This is a genomic window from Halomonas lysinitropha, assembly GCF_902500215.1.
Lineage (GTDB): Bacteria > Pseudomonadota > Gammaproteobacteria > Pseudomonadales > Halomonadaceae > Halomonas > Halomonas lysinitropha.
Window position 1 is genome coordinate 301,303 of record NZ_CABVOU010000033.1, and the last position, 20,594, is coordinate 321,896.

The 20,594-nt window shown below is 66.1% G+C and carries 13 protein-coding genes and 1 tRNA gene; 6 read left to right on the forward strand and 8 right to left on the reverse strand.

Going from position 1 to position 20,594, the window contains the following annotated elements:
* Nucleotides 1-16 precede the first annotated feature (16 nt).
* On the reverse strand, nucleotides 17-1,981 hold the full coding sequence (locus HALO32_RS10400) for an acyl CoA:acetate/3-ketoacid CoA transferase (RefSeq protein ID WP_151443791.1): 1,965 nt from the start codon (nucleotides 1,979-1,981) through the stop codon (nucleotides 17-19).
* Between the two features lie 135 nt (nucleotides 1,982-2,116).
* Here HALO32_RS10400 and HALO32_RS10405 point away from each other — a divergent pair, with 135 nt between their 5' ends.
* From HALO32_RS10405 to HALO32_RS10415, 3 genes are all read left to right on the forward strand, one after another.
* Nucleotides 2,117-2,575: a LexA family protein gene (locus HALO32_RS10405; RefSeq protein WP_267902494.1), complete on the forward strand. Its 459-nt coding sequence runs from the start codon at nucleotides 2,117-2,119 to the stop codon at nucleotides 2,573-2,575.
* Nucleotides 2,572-3,846 (forward strand): Y-family DNA polymerase, encoded by a 1,275-nt coding sequence (locus HALO32_RS10410; protein WP_151443792.1) that lies wholly within the window; start codon nucleotides 2,572-2,574, stop codon nucleotides 3,844-3,846. Before HALO32_RS10405 ends, HALO32_RS10410 begins: the two co-directional genes overlap by 4 nt.
* Nucleotides 3,847-3,963: 117 nt before the next feature.
* A complete protein-coding gene (locus HALO32_RS10415) occupies nucleotides 3,964-4,716 on the forward strand; it encodes an SDR family NAD(P)-dependent oxidoreductase (protein ID WP_151443793.1) in 753 nt (250 codons plus the stop codon).
* A gap of 74 nt (nucleotides 4,717-4,790) precedes the next feature.
* Here the strand turns inward: HALO32_RS10415 and HALO32_RS10420 are convergent, their stop codons facing one another.
* The 5 genes from HALO32_RS10420 to HALO32_RS10440 form a co-directional block, all read right to left on the reverse strand.
* Nucleotides 4,791-5,093 carry a circadian clock KaiB family protein gene (locus tag HALO32_RS10420; protein ID WP_151443794.1) on the reverse strand — a complete coding sequence of 101 codons (303 nt, stop codon included), beginning with the start codon at nucleotides 5,091-5,093 and terminating at the stop codon, nucleotides 4,791-4,793.
* A complete protein-coding gene (locus HALO32_RS10425; protein WP_151443795.1) occupies nucleotides 5,090-6,808 on the reverse strand; it encodes an ATPase domain-containing protein in 1,719 nt (572 codons plus the stop codon). Before HALO32_RS10425 ends, HALO32_RS10420 begins: the two co-directional genes overlap by 4 nt.
* A gap of 42 nt (nucleotides 6,809-6,850) precedes the next feature.
* On the reverse strand, nucleotides 6,851-9,355 hold the full coding sequence (locus HALO32_RS10430; RefSeq protein WP_151443796.1) for a putative bifunctional diguanylate cyclase/phosphodiesterase: 2,505 nt from the start codon (nucleotides 9,353-9,355) through the stop codon (nucleotides 6,851-6,853).
* 319 nt (nucleotides 9,356-9,674) lie between these two features.
* Nucleotides 9,675-9,750, reverse strand: a tRNA-Thr gene (locus tag HALO32_RS10435).
* Nucleotides 9,751-9,792: 42 nt separating this feature from the next.
* Nucleotides 9,793-10,608, reverse strand: a complete 816-nt coding sequence (locus HALO32_RS10440) for an acyl-CoA thioesterase (protein ID WP_151443797.1) — start codon at nucleotides 10,606-10,608, stop codon at nucleotides 9,793-9,795.
* A gap of 84 nt (nucleotides 10,609-10,692) precedes the next feature.
* Here HALO32_RS10440 and tadA point away from each other — a divergent pair, with 84 nt between their 5' ends.
* Nucleotides 10,693-11,163 carry a tRNA adenosine(34) deaminase TadA gene (gene tadA, locus HALO32_RS10445; RefSeq protein WP_151443835.1) on the forward strand — a complete coding sequence of 157 codons (471 nt, stop codon included), beginning with the start codon at nucleotides 10,693-10,695 and terminating at the stop codon, nucleotides 11,161-11,163.
* Between the two features lie 15 nt (nucleotides 11,164-11,178).
* Here the strand turns inward: tadA and HALO32_RS10450 are convergent, their stop codons facing one another.
* Both HALO32_RS10450 and mltF read right to left on the reverse strand, forming a co-directional pair.
* The gene (locus tag HALO32_RS10450; protein ID WP_151443798.1) at nucleotides 11,179-13,137 is read right to left on the reverse strand and encodes a GGDEF domain-containing protein; all 1,959 of its coding nucleotides are present in this window, start codon (nucleotides 13,135-13,137) and stop codon (nucleotides 11,179-11,181) included.
* 15 nt (nucleotides 13,138-13,152) lie between these two features.
* Nucleotides 13,153-14,616, reverse strand: coding sequence for a membrane-bound lytic murein transglycosylase MltF (gene mltF / locus HALO32_RS10455; RefSeq protein ID WP_151443799.1), 1,464 nt, complete (start codon nucleotides 14,614-14,616; stop codon nucleotides 13,153-13,155).
* A 156-nt stretch (nucleotides 14,617-14,772) separates the two neighbouring features.
* Between mltF and purL the strand changes: the two genes are divergently transcribed.
* Both purL and HALO32_RS10465 read left to right on the forward strand, forming a co-directional pair.
* Nucleotides 14,773-18,720, forward strand: coding sequence for a phosphoribosylformylglycinamidine synthase (purL, locus tag HALO32_RS10460; RefSeq protein ID WP_151443800.1), 3,948 nt, complete (start codon nucleotides 14,773-14,775; stop codon nucleotides 18,718-18,720).
* Nucleotides 18,720-20,582 carry a DEAD/DEAH box helicase gene (locus HALO32_RS10465; RefSeq protein WP_151443801.1) on the forward strand — a complete coding sequence of 621 codons (1,863 nt, stop codon included), beginning with the start codon at nucleotides 18,720-18,722 and terminating at the stop codon, nucleotides 20,580-20,582. The genes purL and HALO32_RS10465 overlap by 1 nt, the downstream gene beginning before the upstream one ends.
* Nucleotides 20,583-20,594: the final 12 nt, after the last annotated feature.

Below are 20,594 nucleotides of genomic sequence, written 5' to 3' on the forward strand. Positions count from 1 at the left end.
CCGGCCTCTTCCGAGGTCACTCCATCAGGTGCTGGCGGGCCTCCTCAGCGCTTTCGTAGATGTGCGGCGAGACGGCGCGTGCCTCCAGGGCGTGGCCGAGTTTGCGGCGCATGAAGCCGCTGGTGGTGTAGCGGGTCACCCGGGTGTAGAAGCGCTCCTCGAGGCCGCGGACCATCTCGGTATAGGGGGCGAGTAGGCTGTCGTCGATACGGCAGTGGTCGTAGTTGACGATGGCCTGGACCCGGTGACCCAGCGGGGCGAGGCGGCGCTCGACCTCCTGCTCGATGGCGTCGATGTCCGCCCGGGAGGCGACGCGCAGGTGCTCGAAGTTGATGAAGAGAATGCCGGCCTCCTCGTCGAGGCTGAAGCGCTGCGCCAGTGGCCGGTCGAGCAGTTCCTCGGCGAGCCCCATGGGCGCCTCGTGGAAGATCCGCGCGTCCATCAGCCGGGGCGGTTCGGGCATCCGCGGCGTGAAGGCCATCAGCGCCAGGATGTCGCGCTCCAGCTCGACCCCCGGGGCGATCTCGGTGAGGGTGAGCCCCTCCGGTGTGAGCTCGAACACCGCCCGCTCGGTGACATAGCAGACCGGCTTGCCGTCCGCGGCGGCCAGGGTCCCGCTGAAGGTGCGATGCTCCACCTCGGCGACGAACTTGCCCTGGCCGCCGGGGGGCGCCTCGAGCCGTCCGTCGACGATGGCAAGCGCCTCCTTGGTGGCCACGAAGGTGCCCATGAACACCACCTTGCGGGCGTTCTGGCTGATGTTGATGAAGCCGCCGGCGCCGGCCAGCCGGGGGCCGAAGCGCGAGACATTGACGTGGCCCGCGCCGTCCACCTGGGCCATGCCCAGGAAGGCGATGTCGAGCCCGCCGCCGTCGTAGAAGTCGAACTGGGCTGGCTGGTCGATGATCGCCTGGGTGTTCAGCGCCGCGCCGAAGTCGAGCCCGCCGGCCGGCAGCCCGCCGATCACCCCGGGCTCGGCGGTCAGGGTCAGGTGCTCGAGCAGGCGCTCCTCGCTTGCCACCGCACCCACCCCCTCGGGCATGCCGATCCCCAGGTTGACCACGCTGTTGGGCCTGAGCTCGAAGGCCGCGCGCCGGGCGATGATCTTGCGCGCCGAGAGCGGCAGCGGCTCGGGCGTCGCCATGGGCGCGCGGATCTCGCCGGAGAAGGCCGGGTTGTAGGCGGTGCGGAAGGTCTGCCAGTGGTGGGCCGGATCCTCGCAGACCACCACGCAGTCGACCAGGATGCCGGGGATCTTGACGTCCTTGGGGTGCAGGGTGCCGTGCTCGGCCAGCCGTTCCACCTGCACGATCACCACGCCCCCGGAGTTGCGCACCGCCGTGGCGATGGCCAGCGCCTCCAGGGTCAGCGCCTCGCGCTCCATGCTGACGTTGCCCAGGGTGTCGGCGGTGGTGCCGCGCAGCAGCGCCACCTGCAGCGGCAGGGCCCGGTAGAAGAGGTACTCCTGGCCGTCGATGGGCAGCAGCGAGACGCGCTCCTCGAGGGTGACGTCGTTGATCCGGCCGCCGCCCAGGCGCGGGTCGACGAAGGTGCCCAGGCCGACGCGGGTGAGGGTGCCCGGCTTGCCGGCGGCGATGTCGCGGAAGAGGTGCGAGATCACCCCCTGGGGCAGGTTCCAGGCCTGGATGTGCCCCTCGATGGCGAGCTTCTGCAGGGCGGGCACCAGCCCCCAGTGGCCCCCGATCACCTTCGCCACCAGCCCCTCGTGGCCCAGGTGATTGAGCCCGCGCTCCTTGCCGTCGCCCTGGCCGGCGGCATACATCAGGGTCAGGTCGCGGGGCTCACCGGTCTCCAGGAAACGCGCCTCCAGGGCCACCGCCAGCCCCTCGGCGAAGCCGATGCCGACGAAGCCGCCGGTCGCCAGGGCGTCGCCGTCTCGGATCAGATTCACGGCCTCGCGGGCGGAAACTACCTTGCCTTTCTCGTTGAAGGGCTGGCGAGAGAGCAGCGGATGGGGCATGGCGGGCGTCCTGGTGGGGGTGCTTTGTGATGGTTCCTTCACGGTAGCACGCGCCATGGCGTGCCGGCAGGGCTTGCCAGGCGGGGGAGAAGTGTCGAATACTGTCTATATATATAGTATTCGAGGGAGAAGCCCATGATGTTGTCGCTGTCCACCACCGCCCGGGTGATCGGCCGCGCCGTGCTGCTTCCCGGCGACAACGCTCAGCCGCTGATGGGCTGCCGGGTTCGGGCGGGCTTCCCCAGCCCCGCCGACGACCACCTGGACGTGGAGATCGACCTGCACGCCCATGTGGTGAAGCGTCCTGCCGCCACTTACTTCGTGCGGGCCGAGGGCGACTCCATGGTCGGTGACGGCATCCACGACGGCGATCTGCTGGTGGTGGACCGCAGCCTGGAGCCGCTGCCCGGGCGGGTGGTGGTGATCGCCGTGGATGGCGAGCCCACCGTGAAGCGCCTGGAACGCCGCGGCGAGCAGACCTTCCTGATGGCCAGCAATCCGCGCTTCGCGCCGATTCCGTTGGCGGGCCGCGAATGCGAGGTGTGGGGCGTGGTCACCCATGTGCTCCATGCCTTGCCGGGAGGCGAGCCGTGATCGCCCTGGTCGACTGCAACAACTTCTACGTCAGCTGCGAGCGGGTCTTCGCCCCGCGCCTGGAGGGGCGGCCGGTCGGCGTGCTCTCCAACAACGACGGCTGTGTGGTGGCGCGCTCCAACGAACTCAAGGCACTGGGCGTGGCGATGGGGGCGCCGATGCATCTGCTGCCGCCGGCCATCCGCCGCCAGGCGGTCCTGCTCTCCAGCAACTATGCGCTCTACGGCGACATGAGCCGGCGGGTCAACCTGATCCTGGCCGAATTCTCGCCGGACGTGGAGGTCTACTCCATCGACGAGAGCTTCGTGGGCTTTTCCGGCTTCGCCCCGGCCGGCCTGGAGGCCCATGGCCAGCGGCTGCGTGAGACCGTACGCCGCGATACCGGCATCCCGGTCTGCGTGGGGCTGGCACCCACCCGGGTGCTGGCCAAGGTGGCCAACCGGGCAGCCAAGAAGCTTCCTGCCTATGAGGGCGTCTGCCTGCTCGAGGCCGACGGGCCCGCCACTCGGGCGCTGCTCGAGGGGCTGCCGGTGACCGAGCTGTGGGGCGTGGCACGACGCACCGCCGAACGGTTGGCGCTGATGGAGATCCACACCGCCTGGCAGCTGCGTCAGGCGGATCCCAAGCAGGTCCGGCGCCATTTCTCGGTGGTGCTGGAGCGCATCGTCTGGGAACTGCGCGGTCGCCCGGCCATCCTGCTCGACGACATCAATGCGCCGCGCCAGCGCATCATGGTCTCGCGCTCCTTCGGGCGGTTGACCGGTGCCTTCCCCGATCTGCAGGAGGCCGTGCGCCAGCACGCCGCCCGCGGGGCCGAGAAGCTGCGCGGCCAGGGCAGCCAGGCCCGGGCGCTGATGGTCTTTGTGCGCACCAACCCGCACCTGGCCGGCGAGCGCCAGTACCGCAACAGCGTGGTGGTGCCGTTGCCGGCCCCCAGCGACGACAGCCGCGAGCTGCTCGAAGCTGCCGCCCATGGGCTCGCGGCGGTCTTCCTTGACGGGGTGCGTTACCAGAAGTGCGGCGTGATGCTGCTTGACCTGGTGGAGGCCGACCGCCACCAGCTCTCGCTGCTGGCACCACGCAGCGAGGTGGCACGCGGGCGCAGCCAGCGGCTGATGGCGACGGTGGACCGGCTCAACCGCGAGATGGGCCGCGATACCGTGCGCTTCGGCCTGCCTCGCCAGGGCACCGCCTGGGCGCTGCGCTGCGAACGGCGTACCTCGCGCTATACCACGCGCTGGGACGAGTTGATGCGGGTCAAGACACGCTGAAAAAGTGCCCGAAGCCGTGGCAATGCAGGGTTTCCGCGGTGGTTCAATTGACTACACTGGAGGCGCACCGGCGCGGCCGTTCGTCGTGCCGGAAGGTCATCGACAGGGAGAAGACCCATGCGCATGAAGGGCAAGAACGTCATCGTCACCGGCGGTGCCAGCGGTATCGGCCTGGCCAGCGTGGAGCGCTGCCTGCAGGAGGGTGCCAGCGTGGTCATCGCCGACCTGGAGGGCAGCGACGGGCAGGCAAGGGCCGCCGAACTCGATGACCGCTACGACGGACGCTGCCTGTTCAAGGCATGCGACGTCACCGATACCGCCCAGGTGGATCGTCTGTTCGAGGAGACCGTTGCCGAGCTGGGCAGTGTGGAGGCGGTGTTCAACAATGCCGGTATCGGCGGCATCACTCCCTCCGACGAAGTCACCGATGAGGACTTCCTGCGTATCATCGACATCAACCTCAACGGGGTCTTCCGGGTGGCCCGCGCGGCGCTCAAGGTGATGTATCGCCAGGGCGGCGGCAGCATCGTCAACTGCGCCTCCATCCTCGGGGTCTTCGGCCAGTCCCAGACTGCCGCCTATACCGCCGCCAAGGGCGGGGTGGTCAACATGACCCGCACCCTGGGCATCGAAGCGGCGACGAAGGGCGTGCGGGTCAACGCCATCGGGCCCGGTTATATCGACACCCCGCTGCTCGAGGCCCTGGATGACGACATGATCGAGGGGCTGATCAGCCTGCATCCGATGGGCCGGCTGGGGCGCGCCGAGGAGGTGGCCAACGCTTTCCTGTTCCTGGCTAGCGACGAGGCCAGCTTCGTTACCGGCACCACCCTGATGGTCGACGGTGGCTTCACTGCCGGCAAGTCCTGAGCCTTGCCCTGGCCTGGTCGTGAATGTCCGGCCAGGGTGATGGCGTCAGATTCGGTTGCGCAGGCGTGTCCGTATCAGAGCGCGGATAGGAAGTCCTTCAGCCTGAGTTCATCGGAGAGGTCCCCATAGAGCACTTGGCGGTTCCCCGAGGCGTCGATGTGCATCAGGGCGGGGGTGGCGAAGATGCCGTAGCGGATGGCCTGTTGCGGCTCTTGCAGCAGGTCGATCTCGTGGACCGAGGTGTCATCCAGGCCGCTGGCGTCGAGGGCGGCCATCAGGTTGCGATGGGCGCGGCGAGAGCGGGGGGCATCGCCGGTCACGAGAAGGATGAGAGGCGTGTTTTGCGGGCAGGAATCGTCGGCGAGTGGGCGGTTCACTGGTCGAGCCCTCCCTGATCGGGTGCCCGGTGGCGCAGGACGCTGCGTTCGTGACGGTCTGCTTCGTGATCGCTCGCCGTATGCTCGTGATGCTCGGCCATCATTTCCTCCTGCAGGCGTTCGAGTTCCTCCTGGCCCTGCTGGATGAGCGTGCGGGTCTTGTTGATCTCCCGTTCCAGTCGTTGTTGCCGGCGACGTCGCTCCCGGGCCTCGTGCTGTCGTGCCGCCTCTTCCTCGCTTTCCTTCTGCAAGCGCGCCGTGCCCATCAGCACCTCGCTGCCGAAGGGGTAGGTGTCGGCAAGCTCGACGCCTTGGTCGGTCAGGAGCATCTCCCGGACCTGATTGGAGTGCCCCGTGCCCCGCGACTTGACGATCGACAGCGAGCGATTGCGCTCCCCGGCGTTGATCTGGTAGCGCAGCACGATCCAGGTATCCGCCAGGGTCGAGGCATGGCTCAGGCTGGATTCGCTGAAGGGGTCATCGGCCTCGGACAGCGAGGTGAGCAGGGTGGTGATGCCCCGGGTGCGCGTCATGGCGAGCAGACGTTCCAGGGCGAGGAAGGCGCTCTCGGCGCCCGACGACTTGAGCAGGGCCGAGGCCGGGTCGATGACCAGGCAGTCCGGCTGAAAATCATCGAGCAGCGCCAGCAGGGCCATATAGTGCTCTTCCACGAGGCTGTCCCAGCTCGCGCGGGCAACGACCTTCAGGTGGCCGCTGTCGATAGGCGTCTGCAGGTCGATGCCCAGGGTCGCGACATTGCGCACGATCTGGCGGGCAAATTCATCGAAGCTGATCAGTAGCGCCCGCTCGCCCCGCCTGGCGGCGGCTGCGGCGAAGGCCGTGCCCAGGGTGGTCTTGGAGGTGCCCGGCTGGCCGGAAACCAGCGTGATCGAGCCGCGATAGACGCCGCCATCGAGGATACTGTCGAGGCGCTCGATGCCGGTGCCGAGGCGTTCGCCGGCGGCCGGCACCGCTTCGGCGTCGAAGGGCTCGGCATAGGGAAGGTGGATGCCGGCGTCGTCGATGAGCATCGCCAGCTCATCGGGGTTGTGGCGGGTGCCGCGGTACTTGGCGATGCGAAAGCGCCGATTGAGGCGCTTGTCCACCAGAATGCTGGACAGCACCAGGATAGTGGACAGCATGAATTCGATACCGCTGAGGTGATCCGGCTGGGGGCGGTCGTTACCGGTGTGCTTGCCGGTCAGCAGCAGAGAATAGCCACGCGCGATGCACCAGTCGTTGAGCTGGGCGATCTGGTCGATGGCCATCTGGCTGTCCGGCTGGCGACGCAGCAGCTGGTCGATGCCGTCGAGGACGATCCAGCTGCCCGCCACGCGCTGGACACAGAGGTCCAGCACGGCAAGCAGTCCCTCGATGTCGAAGGCGCCGGCGAATTCGCCATGCCGCATCGACTGGCCGTCGAGGATCTCGCAGCGCGATGACTCGCGCAGTGGCGGCCCCCAACAGAAGGCCTCGGCATGGCGCAGGATCTGGTCGCGGGACTCCTCGAAGCTCATGAAGATACCGCCTTCCCCCCGTTTCAGGGCGCTGGCCAGTATCTGCAGGCCGATGATGGTCTTGCCGCAGCCCGGCTCGCCGACCACCAGGGTCGCGCCGCCGGCCGGCAGCCCACCGTGGGTCGCCGTATCCAGGTTGCGAATACCGGTGGGGCGCTTGACGAGTCCGTGATCCGCTGTCGTCTCCGTGTCGTTCATCGTCTCTCCTGGAAGCAAGGTGCCTTCGTCATCCGGGTCGCGTCATGACATCCCCGGGGTGGGGGGAGTGTCAGTGGGCAGCGCCAGGGGCAGACGCGAGCGTTTCTCCAGCAACCAGCGGAAGTCCTCCACTTCCAGCGGCATGCTGTAATAGTAGCCTTGGCCGATCCGGCACCCCAGCTCGAGCAGGGCGTCGCGCACGGCGGTAGTCTCGACGCCTTCCGCCACGGTGTCGGCGCCCAGCACCTGGCTGATGCCCAGGATCATGGACACGATGTTGCGGTTGAAGGGGTCGTCAAGGATTTGCCGAACGAAGCCCATGTCGATCTTGATCTCGTCGAAGGTGTACTGCTGGAGGTAGAGCAGCGACGAATAGCCGGTGCCGAAGTCGTCGAGGGAGAGCCGTACCCCCAGCGCATGCAAATCATCGATCTGTTGGCGCAGCGTCGCGGACTCCTCGCTGAACACGCTTTCGGTGATCTCCAGTGTCAGCGATGCGGGATCGATGGCATAGGTCTCGAGGGCCTCTTGCACGGTACGGGCGAAGTTGCCCGAGTGGAACTGGTCCACCGAGACGTTCACCGAGACCCGGACCAAGTCGAGGCCAGCCTCTTGCCACTCACGCAGGTGACGACAGGCCTGGAAGAGCACCCAGTCGCCGATCGGTCCGATCAATCGGCTCTGTTCGGCGACGGGGATGAACTGGCCGGGCATCTGCATGCCGTGCTGCGGATGCATCCAGCGAATCAGTGCCTCGCAGCCGATCACCGTGCCGGTCGCCAGGTCCACCTTGGGCTGATAGTGCAGCTCGAACTCGTCATTGTTCAGGGCCCGGCGGAGGTCTCGGGTCAGCTCGATGCGCTGCTGGGCGCGCCGATCCATCTCCCGGTCATAGCAATAGAACGGGCTGTTGTCCCGCAGGCGGGTCTCATGCAGGGCGATCTCCACCTCGTGGAGCAGGGCTTCGGCACTGCGCGCCTCCTCGCCCAGCAGGGTATAGCCACCGCGGGCCGCGACCTCGATGACCAGTTCCAGGATGCATACGGGTTGATGCACGATCTGAACCAGTTCATCGAGGCGTTGGCGGGGTGGGGAGAGGTCGTCATCGGGCAGCAGGAGGATGAACTGGTCACCGCTGATACGCCCGACCAGGGTGTTCGCAGAAAGGCGCTCTTCAAGGCGGCGCGCCAACTCGATCAGCAGGCGGTCGCCGATGTCGTAGCCATGGGCATCGTTGATGTTACGCATCTCGCGGATATCCAGCAGGGCCATGATGTCCCGCGGGTTCCAGCCATGTCGTTCGATGTGTTGTGAAAAGGCTTGGGTGAAGCCCAGTCGATTGGCCAGACCGGTCAGCGGATCCTGGTAGGCATGCCGCTTTAGCTCCTGTTCCGCCAGCACGCGTGCGGTGATATCCACGTGCATCACCACGGCGCCCATCAGGCCGTCGGCTTCGGAGCCAGATGCCAGCCGAGTCGCCATCATGCGGAACCAGCGAAGCTGGTCCGAAGAATGGCAGGGATATTCGAGTGAAAAAGCATCACGATCGCCCTCCAGCACGGCCTGCAAGCCATCGGCCGCCTCACTCGCCTCTGCGGCGCAGTCGCCGTCGGCGTTCCGACACACCGTCAGGTAGTTGCTGCCGACCCCGAAGGTGGCGTCCCGCTGGTCATTGGTCTTGCCGTAGTGCCGCCATTGGTCGTTGACGTCGAGGATCTTGCCCGCGTCATCCAATAGGGCGATATGGGCGGGGAGCGAATCGATCAGCGCCCTGCGGGTGGCCAGGGCACCGGAGAGGGTCTCGACCATGGTGTCCTGCTGGTCGACCATCTGGTTGAAGGTTCGGGCAAGATCGGCGAATTCATCCGAGCCCGAGACCGGGATGCGAACGTCATGCTCACCGGCTTCCACCCGCTGGGTGGCCCGGGAAAGGGCCCGAAGAGGACCATTGATTCGCGTGTAGATCAGAGTGAAGGCGACGATGCAAACGAGACCGAATACGGCCGCCGCCGCGGCGAAGCCGGTCGCGATCCATTTGGCATCGCGGGCGATCTGGGTCTGACGCTGGCTCGTCACATCACGCAGTGCGGTGTCCAGTTCGACGCCATAGCCGGCCACCTGATTCATGATGACCTGGCTACTCAGGGGCAGGAGCAGGGGACTGTCTGCCTGGCGTCGGGTGTCGCTTTCCTCTCGGATCCTGGCGGATTGCGAATAGACGGCCGAGATAGTACCGACCAGGAAGTCGATGTGGTGGATGGCGCGACGAGCGCCGGGATGATCCTCCGCCAGCGCCGTCAGGGTCTGCTTCAGGGAGGCGGCCTCTTCACGATAGCTCTCCACCAGTGGCGGCTCGGCGTGATTGACCAGCAGGGCATCACTTGCCACCGAGAACTCGCCGATACGATGGTGGAGATCCATCAGGGTCTTGATCTCTGCCTGTTTTTCCTGCATCTCGCCCATGCTGTGCAGACCCACCAGCACCAGGGCGACAAGGCCTATCACACAGGTGGTGATGCTGATCACGGAGAGGCGCAGGAGCTTCATGGTCGAGCTATCCGGTCTTGGGGGGTTCCGACGACCAGAGTCGGTAGGCCGCCGAGGGTGTCGACGCCGAAAAGGGGAATAGGTTCGTGGTTAATCGCAATGATATTTATTTTTATCCAATGCCATCCCTGACAGCAGGGTTGTTGAATCCGCATGCTCTTCAGCGTCCATGTCGAGGGTAGCCGATATTACGTCTTATCAGTATGTTCTCAGGCCCCGGCGATTGCCAATCAGGGGATGTCGGCAGGGATACTGGCGAACAGGCAAAGAAAACGGCTACTGCGACAATGCGCCAAGTAGCCGTTTTCCATGCAGTTTCTGGTGCCGCAAAGAGGAGTCGAACCTCCGACCTACGCATTACGAGTGCGTTGCTCTACCAGCTGAGCTATTGCGGCAACGGTGGCATGGTAGCGTTGCTTGCGGCCCGATGCCAGACGTCAGCGGCGCAGCCGGGTCAGTCCCTCCTGGGCGCTGGAGGCGACCAGCCGGCCCTGGCGGTCGTAGATGCTGCCGCGGGCGAAGCCCCGTGCTCCGCCGGCCCAGGGGCTGTCCATGTCATAGAGCAGCCAGTCGTCGACCCTGATGTCATGATGGAACCACAGGGCATGGTCGAGACTGGCGATCTGCAGCTTTGGATCTCGGAAGTCGATGCCGTGGGGTACCAGGGCGGTGGTCAGCAGGTTGAAGTCGGTGCTGTAGGCGAGCAGGTAGCGATGCAGCGCCTGATCATCGGGCAGGTCGCCGGCCAGCCGGAACCAGAGGCGTTTGCGTGCCGGACGGCCCGCTTCGGCCTCATTGCCGAGATGCAGGAATTCGATGGGATGGCCGGGAAAGCGCTCGAGGCGGCCCTCACCCTCCGCCAGCGCCTCGGGCGGGGGGACCTCGGGCATGGCAGGCTGGTGGGCGATGCTCTGCTCCTCGCCGTGGAAGGAGGCGCTGCAGAAGAAGATCGGCCGCCCCTTCTGGATGGCCGTGACACGCCGGGTGGAGAAGCTGCCGCCATCGCGCACCGCATCGACCTGGTAGACCACCGGGCGATGCGGGTCTCCCGGGCGCAAGAAGTAGCCATGCAGCGAGTGGGTTTGCCGCACTGGGTCGACGGTCTGGCTGGCCGCCGAGAGTGCCTGGCCCAGCACCTGACCTCCGAATAATTGGGGCAGGCCGAGGTCCTGGCTGCGGCCGCGGAACAGGTTTTCCTCCAACGCCTCCAGGGAAAGCAGTTCCAACAGGGCGTTCAGGGCGTCGGGCTTCATCGTTCTCCTCCGGGGCGATGGCATGCCGGCCATCGCTACCATACGATCGTCTCAATGCCATTCAGTCTACGGGAGTTCATTACATTGCGCAGCGACGAGTTCTACATGCACCGGGCGCTGGATGAGGCCCGGCGGGGGCTTGCCGCCGGCGAGGTGCCGGTGGGCGCCGTGGTGGTGGACGCCACGGGTGAAATCGTCGGCGCCGGTTTCAATGCTCCGGTGGGAGCACATGACCCCAGCGCTCATGCCGAGATTCGGGCCCTGCGCGATGCCGGCGAGCGTCTCGGCAACTACCGGCTGGAAGGCTGCACTCTCTACGTGACCCTGGAGCCCTGCCTGATGTGTACCGGGGCGATCATCCATGCTCGCCTGGCGAGGCTGTTCTACGGGGCCGCCGAGCCGCGCAGCGGCATGGTGGAGTCGAAGGCCAATCTCTTCGCCCAGCCCTGGTTCAACCATCAAGTCGACGTTCAGGGCGGCATTCTGGCATCCAGGGCCTCCCGACTGCTCAGGGAGTTTTTCGCGACGCGCCGAGAGGAATCTTCATCAGGGTAGCGGTTCTATCGACGGTCAGGGCGGCGGCGCGATGATCACCCTGTTGCGTCCCCCCGCCTTGGCCGCATAGAGCGCCTCATCGGCGGCCTGCAGGAGAGTGTCGGTCTGCAGATCACCGCCCACCTGAGTGGTGATGCCGATGCTGATGGTAAGAGGGCTTCCATCAGCATGGCGCAGGTCGATTTGCTGTATTGCCACTCGCAGGCGCTCGGCAATGTCTCTTGCCATGATCGCGTCATGTCCCGGCAGGCAGGCGATGAATTCCTCACCCCCATAGCGCGCGAAGACCCCGTCGACCGACTCGATGATGTCTCTTCCCAGTTCGCCGATGCTCTTGAGGTAGCGGTCGCCCTGGAGATGGCCGAAGGCGTCGTTGACCTGCTTGAAATGGTCGATATCACAGATGAGTAGGCTCAGCGGACGCGTCTGGCCGTGGCGTTCCAGATCCCACATGAACTGTCGGCGATTGGGCAGCTTGGTCAGGTCATCGTGGCTGGCGAGCCACTCGACCTCCTTCTGCAATCGCGTACGACTGCGCACCTCGTGTCGCAGCTCTCGGTTCGAACGCCGCATCAGGCGCTGCTGGGTGTCCATATGTTGGTGGGCGAAGAGCACCATAAAGAGCAGATAGGCAAGCAATAGGCCGATGGTCAGGCTGACCACCGGCTGGCGGGACAGTCGGCTGAGCAGCAGGCTGAGGGTGGGTCGACTGGTCAGGGTAAGCGACAGGCCATCCAGGTCGATGGCCGAGCGGTGCTGCCAGGTGGCTAGGCGCGACGTGGCCTGGCGTTCGGCCAGTGTCCGGTCAGGCGTCATCAGGGTGAGGCCGAAATGGCTCGGATTCGTCTGGCGAAAGAGGGTGTCTGCCAGGGCCGGCAGGCTGACCACCATGCCGACGGCACCTCGCGGCCTTTGGGAGTCATCGTCGAGAACCGGCAGGTAGTGGATGATGCCGGGCTCGCCTTGAAGGAGATCGATGATGCCGGTGCGCCCCATCTCGCCGTTGGAGAGAGCCTCTTCAAGCGCAGAGCGTCCGGCGGGCTGTTCATCGAAGAGTCGCCTGCCCAGCAGGCGCTGATTGGTCGCATTGGCGGGATGGACTCGCCGAATTCGGCTATCGGTATCGATGAAGGCGATGTTCAGGAAGTACTGGAAGTCCTGATGGTAGGGCGCTGCCTGAGCTGCCCATTGACCCCCTGTGGGAAGGGTGTCCTGCAACTGCCAGCTATTGGCAAACCGCTGCATCGCCTGGAGGTGATCGCGGATTTCCAGTGACAGGGATTCCGCAAGGCGTTGGCTTTGAGCCTGCGTTTCCGCATGGAGGTTGCCTTCCACCAGTGTCTTCTGCTGGTGCCAGAACAGCAGCGTCAGGCAAGCCAGCAGAACACCGGCGGGTAGGGCGCGCTTCAGGCCAGGAAGATGCCCTCGCCAGTTGACTGCCACACCGCTTAGCTGGGCGGCCAGCAGGCTCCAGAGGGCAGCCTGCTCCAGGGCCGAACCGGTCAGCGAGAGCAGATTGGTGGCGTGCCAGGTTTCGACACCTTGCATGACCAGGAGGATCGCGGTCATGGCCAGCAGCTGGGGCGCCCCCAGATTGGCGCGGGTCCGCACCAGCAGGCTAGCGATCAGCATGATCAGGCAGAGGATGACCAGCAAGGGGGGGCGCCAGTCGACGATCAGGCTGCCGGCTGTCCACCCCTCAACCTGCCGATTCCAGGCGGAATGGGAAATCCAGTATTCCGGTATCAGGAAGCTGGCCAGGGCGGGGATGAGTACCATCAGAACCGCCAGCCCTGTCCCGCGCGCCAGTGCCGGGCGGCGATGATGCCAGGCGAGCTGGCAAAGTGCCGTAGCGACAATCGGCAGCGAGCCGGTCAGGGAGAGGACTGTCCCTGGGGCCGTCCAGTCGAGCAGCGAGGCAAGCAACGCCAGGAGTAGCGCCAGAAGATTCAGGTTGATGGCAGGTCGACTCACCTCGGTCCAGCTCGATCAGGAGTTGGGAGGAATAAGCTGGAAGACATCGCTGTCGATGCCATCCGGCAGGCGAGCATTGAGTTCATGAAACTGCTCCTGGCTGCGATCAAGGTAGGCCAGGATCTCGTAATAGCGGCGGATGTTCCGCACATAGATCACCGGTTCGCCACCACGAGCATAGCCGTGTCGTGTCTTGCTGTGCCATTCCCGCTCCTGGAGCAGCGGTAGCGATTCGCGGACGTCGCCCCAATGGTCAGGGTTGTCACCACGCTGCTCGGTGATCTTGCGGGCATCGTAGAGATGGCCCAGGCCGACATTGTAGGCGGCCATGGCCATGAACAGGCGGTCGTCGCCCTGGATCGATTCGGGCAGCCGCTCGACCAGTTGGCGCAGGTAGCGGGCACCGCCGTGGATGCTCTGGGCGGAGTCGAGGCGATTGTCGACGCCCAGATCGCCGGCGGTCGCATTGGTCAGCATCATCAGCCCGCGCACGCCGGTGGGCGAGGTGGCTTCGGGGTCCCAGTGCGACTCCTGGTAGCCCACGGCGGCCAGCAGCTTCCAGTCGAAGCCGGAATGGCGAGCGGCCTCGCGGAACAGTTCGGTGTAGCGCGGCAAGCGCTCGCGGGCTTGCTGGATGAACGTGCGCGCGCCGACATACTCGAGATAGTCGTCATGGTCGAAATAGCTGGCCACCAGGGCGTCGAGCTCGCCGTCGCGACGCAGGTCATCGAGGAACCGGTTGGCGGCATTGACCAGCCCCAGGCCCCGTCCGGCGGGGAAGGCCCAGGCCAGGGAAAGCGGCTTGCCGAGGGTGAAGCCGTCCTCGACCTCGGGAAAGAAAAGACGGTTGAGGCGGAACTGATGTTCGAAGATCACCGCCGCATCCAGGGAGCCTTCAGCCACCTGGCCCAGCAGCTCGGCCACTTCCAGTTCGCCGGATTCCTTCCAGCTCAGCCCGGAATGCTTGGCCTGTAATTCGCGGAGCGCTCGGTCGGTGCCGGACCCGCGCAGGGTGCCGATCTCCAGTCCCTCGAGCTCTTCGATCGTTTCCGGCGGGTGCAGGCCACGTCGATAGACCAGCAGCGGTTGCAGCAGCATGATGGGCCGGCTGAAGAGCAGCCCTTCCAGCATCGGGTCCAGGGGCAGAGCGGCGGCGCCCAGGTCCCCTTCCTCGCGCACGGCATCCAGCACGCCCTGTATGTGGTGGTCGGCATCCAGGGTCAAGCTGACCCCCAGGTGGTTGGCGAAGCGCCGCACCAGTTCGTACTCGAAACCGGTGGGGCCCTGGCGTCCTTCATAATAGGTGGTGGGGGTGTTGCGGGTGTGCAAGCTGAGGAAGTCTCGCGCCAGTATCTCCCTCAGGTGCGAGCCCTCGGGCGTACCGGAACGTCCGGGCAAGAGCGCTAGCAGGAGAGCGCTGCACAGGAAGGCGGTCCAGCGCCAGTAGCGCCGGGCAGGGTCGGTCGCGAATGCGGGCATATAAGCGTTGAGCGGCAATGAGATCCTCAACATTAACCAGCTTGCTGGCGGCTGTCACCTGAGTCGATTTCTCGCACTCGGCGCTTTCCAGTATCATGTGCCCTCGCTGCCGCCGGCCGCGGCCCCGAATTCCCCTGTTTTCAGAGGCTCCAGGATATGCTCGAACTGCGAGGCGCGCCCGCCCTATCTGCTTTCCGTCATGCCAAGCTGCTGGACGCCCTGCGCGCATCCGTTCCCGAGGTCGAATCCCTGCACGCCGACCATGTCCATTTCATCGACCATGACGGCGAGTTGGGGAACGACGAACGTCGCCTTCTCGAGCAACTGCTCGACTACGGCCCCGAGCGAAAGGACCAGGGCCGCGCTGAAGGCCAGCTGTTCCTGGTGGTGCCGCGTATCGGCACTCAGTCGCCCTGGTCCTCGAAGGCCACCGATATTGCCCACAACTGCGGGCTTGCCAGGGTGCAGCGCATCGAGCGCGGCGTTGCCTACCGGGTGAAGGTCGCCGGCACCCTCAACGAGGAAGCCTTCGAGCAGATCAAGGCGGCCCTGCACGACCGCATGACCGAGAGCGTGCTCGCCGATGCCTCCGATGCCGTCAAGCTCTTTGCCTGCCATGAGCCGGCACCGCTGGGCAGTGTCGATGTGCTCGAAGGGGGGCGGCAGGCGCTGGCTACTGCCAACGCCGAGTTGGGGCTGGCGCTGGCCGAGGATGAGATCGACTACCTGGTCGAGGCGTTCCGCGACCTGGGCCGCAACCCCACGGACGTCGAGCTGATGATGTTCGCCCAGGCCAATTCGGAGCATTGCCGCCACAAGATCTTCAACGCCGACTGGGTGGTCGACGGCGAAGCGCAGAGTCACTCGCTGTTCGGGATGATCAAGCACACCCACGAGTGCTCGCCCGGCGACATTCTCTCCGCCTATAGCGACAACGCCGCGGTGATCAAAGGCTCAGAGGCCCCGCGCTTCTTTCCGGCGCCGCTCACCGGCAAGCAGGACGAACGCGCCGTCTATGGCAGCACCCGGGAGCCGATCCAGATCCTGATGAAGGTGGAGACCCACAACCACCCGACGGCCATCGCGCCGCACCCGGGGGCGGCCACTGGCGCCGGTGGCGAGATCCGCGACGAGGGCGCCACCGGCATCGGCGGCAAGCCCAAGGCGGGTCTGACCGGTTTCACCGTCTCCAACCTGCGCATCCCCGAGTTCGTGCAGCCCTGGGAGGCCTTCGACTACGGCAAGCCCGAGCGTATCCAGTCCGCGCTCGAGATCATGCTCGAGGCCCCCATCGGCGGTGCCGCCTTCAACAACGAGTTCGGCCGGCCGAATCTCGCTGGAGTCTTCCGGACCTACGAGCAGGACACCCTGGGGCGCGACGGCATCGAGCGTCGCGGTTACCACAAGCCGATCATGCTCGCCGGCGGCTATGGCAATATCCGCGATGGCCATGTCCAGAAGGGCGAGATCCCGGTGGGCGGCAAGCTGATCGTGATGGGCGGGCCGGCCATGCTGATCGGCCTGGGCGGCGGTGCGGCTTCCTCCATGGCCTCGGGAGTTTCCAGTGCCGACCTGGACTTCGCTTCGGTGCAGCGTGGCAATCCCGAGATGGAGCGTCGCGCCCAGGAGGTCATCGACCGCTGCTGGGCACTTGGCGAGAAGAACCCCGTCCGCTTCATCCACGACGTCGGTGCCGGCGGTCTTTCCAACGCCCTTCCGGAGCTGGTCAAGGACGGCGAGCGCGGCGGCCTGTTCGACCTGCGTGCCGTACCCAACGCCGAGCCCGGCATGAGCCCGCTGGAAATATGGTGCAACGAGGCCCAGGAGCGCTATGTGCTGGCGGTAGCCCCTGAGGATCTCGATAGCTTCGAGACACTGTGCAAGCGCGAGCGTTGCCCCTATGCGGTGGTGGGCGAGGCGACCGAGGCGCACCGTCTGGCGGTCACCGACGGCCACTTCCAGAGCCAGCCGATCGACCTGCCGATGAGCGTGCTGTTCGGCAAGCCACCGAAGATGACCCGCGAATTTCACCGCCAGGCCAATACGCTGTCCGGGGTGATGCTCGACAACCTCGATCTGCGCGAGGCCATGGACCGGGTGCTGCGCCTGCCGGCCGTGGCTTCCAAGAGCTTCCTGATCACCATCGGCGACCGCTCCATCACCGGGCAGGTGGCCCGCGATCAGATGGTTGGCCCCTGGCAGGTGCCGGTAGCCGATGTCGCCGTGACCACGGCAAGCTTCGACACCCATGCCGGCGAGGCCATGGCCATGGGCGAGCGGCCGCCGGTAGCGCTGATCGACCCGGCGGCCAGCGCCCGCCTGGCCGTGGCCGAAGCGATCACCAACCTGGCCGCCGCACCCATCGACAAGCTCTCCGACATCAAGCTCTCCGCCAACTGGATGTGCGCCGCCGACTCTCCGGGCGAGAACCAGGCCTTGTATGACGCCGTCCACGCCGTGGGTATGGAACTCTGCCCGGCGCTGGGCATCGCCATTCCGGTGGGCAAGGATTCGATGTCCATGCGTACCGCCTGGCAGGAAGAGAAAGGCTCTGGTGAGGAGCAGGGCGAGAGGGAAGAGAAGAGCGTCACCTCGCCGCTGTCGCTGTCCATCACCGGTTTCGCGCCGGTCACCGATGCCATGCGGACCCTGACCCCGCAGATCAACCTGGAACAGGATGAATCGGACCTGCTGCTGATCGACCTGGGTGGCGGACAGAATCGCCTGGGGGGTTCGGCCCTGGCTCAGGTCTACGGCCAGGTAGGCAACGAGTGTCCGGACCTGGACGATCCCGAGGATCTCAAGGCGTTCTTCGCGGTGATCCAGGGGCTCAACGCCGAGGGAAAGCTGCTGGCTTACCATGACCGCAGCGACGGCGGCCTGCTGGTGACCCTGCTTGAGATGGCCTTCGCCGCCCATGCGGGACTCGAGATCAAGCTCGACTGGCTGAGTGACGAACCCGTCGACGCCTTCAACGCCCTCTTCGCCGAGGAGCCCGGCGCGGTGATCCAGGTGAACCGCAAGGACACCGAGGCGGTGCTGGCCCAGTTCGCCGCCGCCGGCATCGAGACGTGCGGCGTCATTGCCCGGCCGCGCTACGACGACCAGGTGCGAGTGACCCTCTTCGAGGAGCCGCTGCTGGAGACCACCCGGCTGCTGGCCGAACGCACCTGGGCCGAGACGAGCTTCCGCTTGCAGGCGCTGCGTGACAACGCCGACTGCGCCAAGAGCGAGTTCGACGGCCTGCTCGATGGCCGCGACCCGGGCCTCTCCGCCCAGCCGACCTTCGAGGTCGACGATGACATCACCGCCCCTTATGTCAACAAGGCCCGCCCGGCGGTAGCCGTGCTGCGTGAGCAGGGGGTCAACGGCCAGCTGGAGATGGCCTGGGCCTTCGACCGGGCCGGTTTCGAGGCGGTTGACGTGCACATGAGCGATATCCTGGAAGGGCGGGTGTCGCTGGAGGCGTTCAAGGGCCTGGTGGCCTGCGGCGGCTTCTCCTATGGCGACGTGCTGGGGGCCGGTGGCGGCTGGGCCAAGTCGGTGCTGTTCAATCCCCTGGCGCGGGAACAGTTCGCGGCCTTCTTCGAGCGCGACGACAGCTTCTCGCTGGGGGTATGCAACGGTTGCCAGATGCTCGCCCAGTTAAAGGAGCTGATTCCCGGCGCCGAGACCTGGCCGCGCTTCGTGCGTAACGAGTCCGAGCAGTTCGAGGCCAGGGTCTCCATGGTGCAGGTCGAGCAGAGCCCATCGATCCTGCTGGCTGGCATGGAGGGCTCGCGCCTGCCGATTGCCGTGGCCCACGGTGAAGGCCGCGCCGAGTTCCGTGACAGCGCCCACCTGCGCAGCATCCAGGGCAGCAGCCAGGTCGCCCTGCGTTTCCTGGACAACCATGGCCAGGTGACCACCCGCTATCCGGCCAATCCCAATGGCTCGCCTTCGGGGATTACCGGCCTGACCACGCCCGACGGACGCGTCACCATCATGATGCCGCACCCCGAGCGGGTGGTGCGCGCAGTTACCAACTCCTGGCGTCCCGCCGAGTGGACCCGTGACGGTGCCTGGATGCGCCTGTTTCGCAACGCGCGGGTCTGGCTGGGCTGATGCTTGCCGGCCAGCATGGCGAGCAAGTGCCCTGGCCGGCGATTTCCGACCCTTCTGGCTTGGCGCCCCCGACCCTGCGCCCCTACCAGCAGGCGTCCGTATGCAGGGTCGTCGAGCATTTTCGCGGCTCCAGTGATCCGGCGGTGGTGGTGTTGCCCACCGGTAGCGGCAAGTCGCTAGTGATCGCCGAGCTGGCGCGCCTGGCCCGGGGGCGGGTACTGGTGCTGGCCCATGTGCGCGAGCTGGTGGAGCAGAACCACGCCAAGTACCGGGCCTATGGCCTGGAGGCCGACATCTTCAGCGCCGGCCTGGGGCGCAAGGAGGCCGGCCGTCAGGTAGTCTTCGGTTCGGTGCAGTCGGTGGTGCGCGGGCTGGAGCACTTCGACAATGGAAGCTTCACGCTACTGGTGATCGACGAGTGCCATCGGGTGTCGCCAGCGGAGGACTCCAGCTATCGCCAGGTGATCGATCGCCTGCGGGCGGCCAACCCGCACCTCAAGATCCTCGGCCTCACGGCGACCCCCTATCGGCTGGGTCAGGGCTTCATCTACCACCGTCACTATCACGGCATGGTGCGCGGCGAAGAAAATGCCTTCTTTCGCGACTGTGTCTTCGAGCAGCCGCTGCGGCTGATGGTCAAGCAGGGCTACCTGGCCGAGCCGCGGCGCATCGATGCGGCGGTGGAGAGATATGATTTCTCGGCGCTCACGCCAGGGACGAGCGGCCTGTTCCGGGAGGAGGAGCTCAACCGCTTCGTGGCGGGCCACCGGGCCACCCCGGGCATCATCGCCGAGGTGGTGGAGCGCGCCCGCGACCGCCAGGGGGTGATGCTCTTCGCTGCAAGTGTCGCCCATGCCGAGGAGATCCTCGGCTACCTGCCGGCGGGGGAGGCGGCGCTGGTCACCGGCGAGACGCCCTCCATCGAGCGCGAGCGGCTCATCGGCGCCTTCAAGGCCCGCGCGCTCAAGTATCTGGTCAACGTGGCGGTGCTCACCACCGGCTTCGATGCGCCCCACGTGGACCTGATCGCCATCCTGCGCCCCACCGAGTCGGTGAGCCTCTACCAGCAGATCGTCGGTCGCGGCCTGCGTCTCGAGCCGGGCAAGCGCGACTGCCTGATCCTCGACTATGCCGGCAATCCCTGGGATCTCTATGCCCCGGAAGTGGGTTCGCCGAGGCCTGCCAGCGATGCTGAACCGGTGCAGGTCGAATGTCCGGCCTGCGGCCATGCCAATCTCTTCTGGGGCAAGCGTGACGGTGACCTGGTAATCGAGCACTTCGGCCGCCGCTGCCAGGGCTTGGTTCTTTCTAGTCGCGCCCGACCCCGCGCGAAAAGCGAAAAATCAACGTCGACGATGCCCTCGATGGAGCAATGTTCGTTTCGCTTTCGCTTCAAGGTGTGCCCCGGCTGCGGCGCCGAGAACGATATCGCCGCCCGGAGCTGTCATGGCTGCACGCAGCTTCTGATCGATGCCGACGACAAGCTCAAGGAGGCGCTGCGCCTGCGCGACGCCCGGGTGCTGCGCGTCGCCGGCATGCAGCTCGAGGCCACCGTCAACGGCCGCGGCATGGCCCGCCTCAAGGTAACCTATCACGACGAGGATGGTGCCACGCTCTCCGAGTGGTTCGCGCTGGAGACACCGGCCCAGCGCGCCGCCTTCGCCGCGGCCTTTCTCCGTAATCATCTGCGTGCCCCGGGCGTGCCCTTCCGCCCCACCACCCCCGCCGAGCTGATCGCCGAGCGCCGCCGCCTGGGCGACGGCGACTTCGTGGTGGGCCGCAAGGTAGGGCGCCAATGGCAGGTACGCGAGAAGCTCTTCGACTACAGGGGGCGCTATCGCACGGCCACGGGTGTCGAGTAAGACAACGGGGAG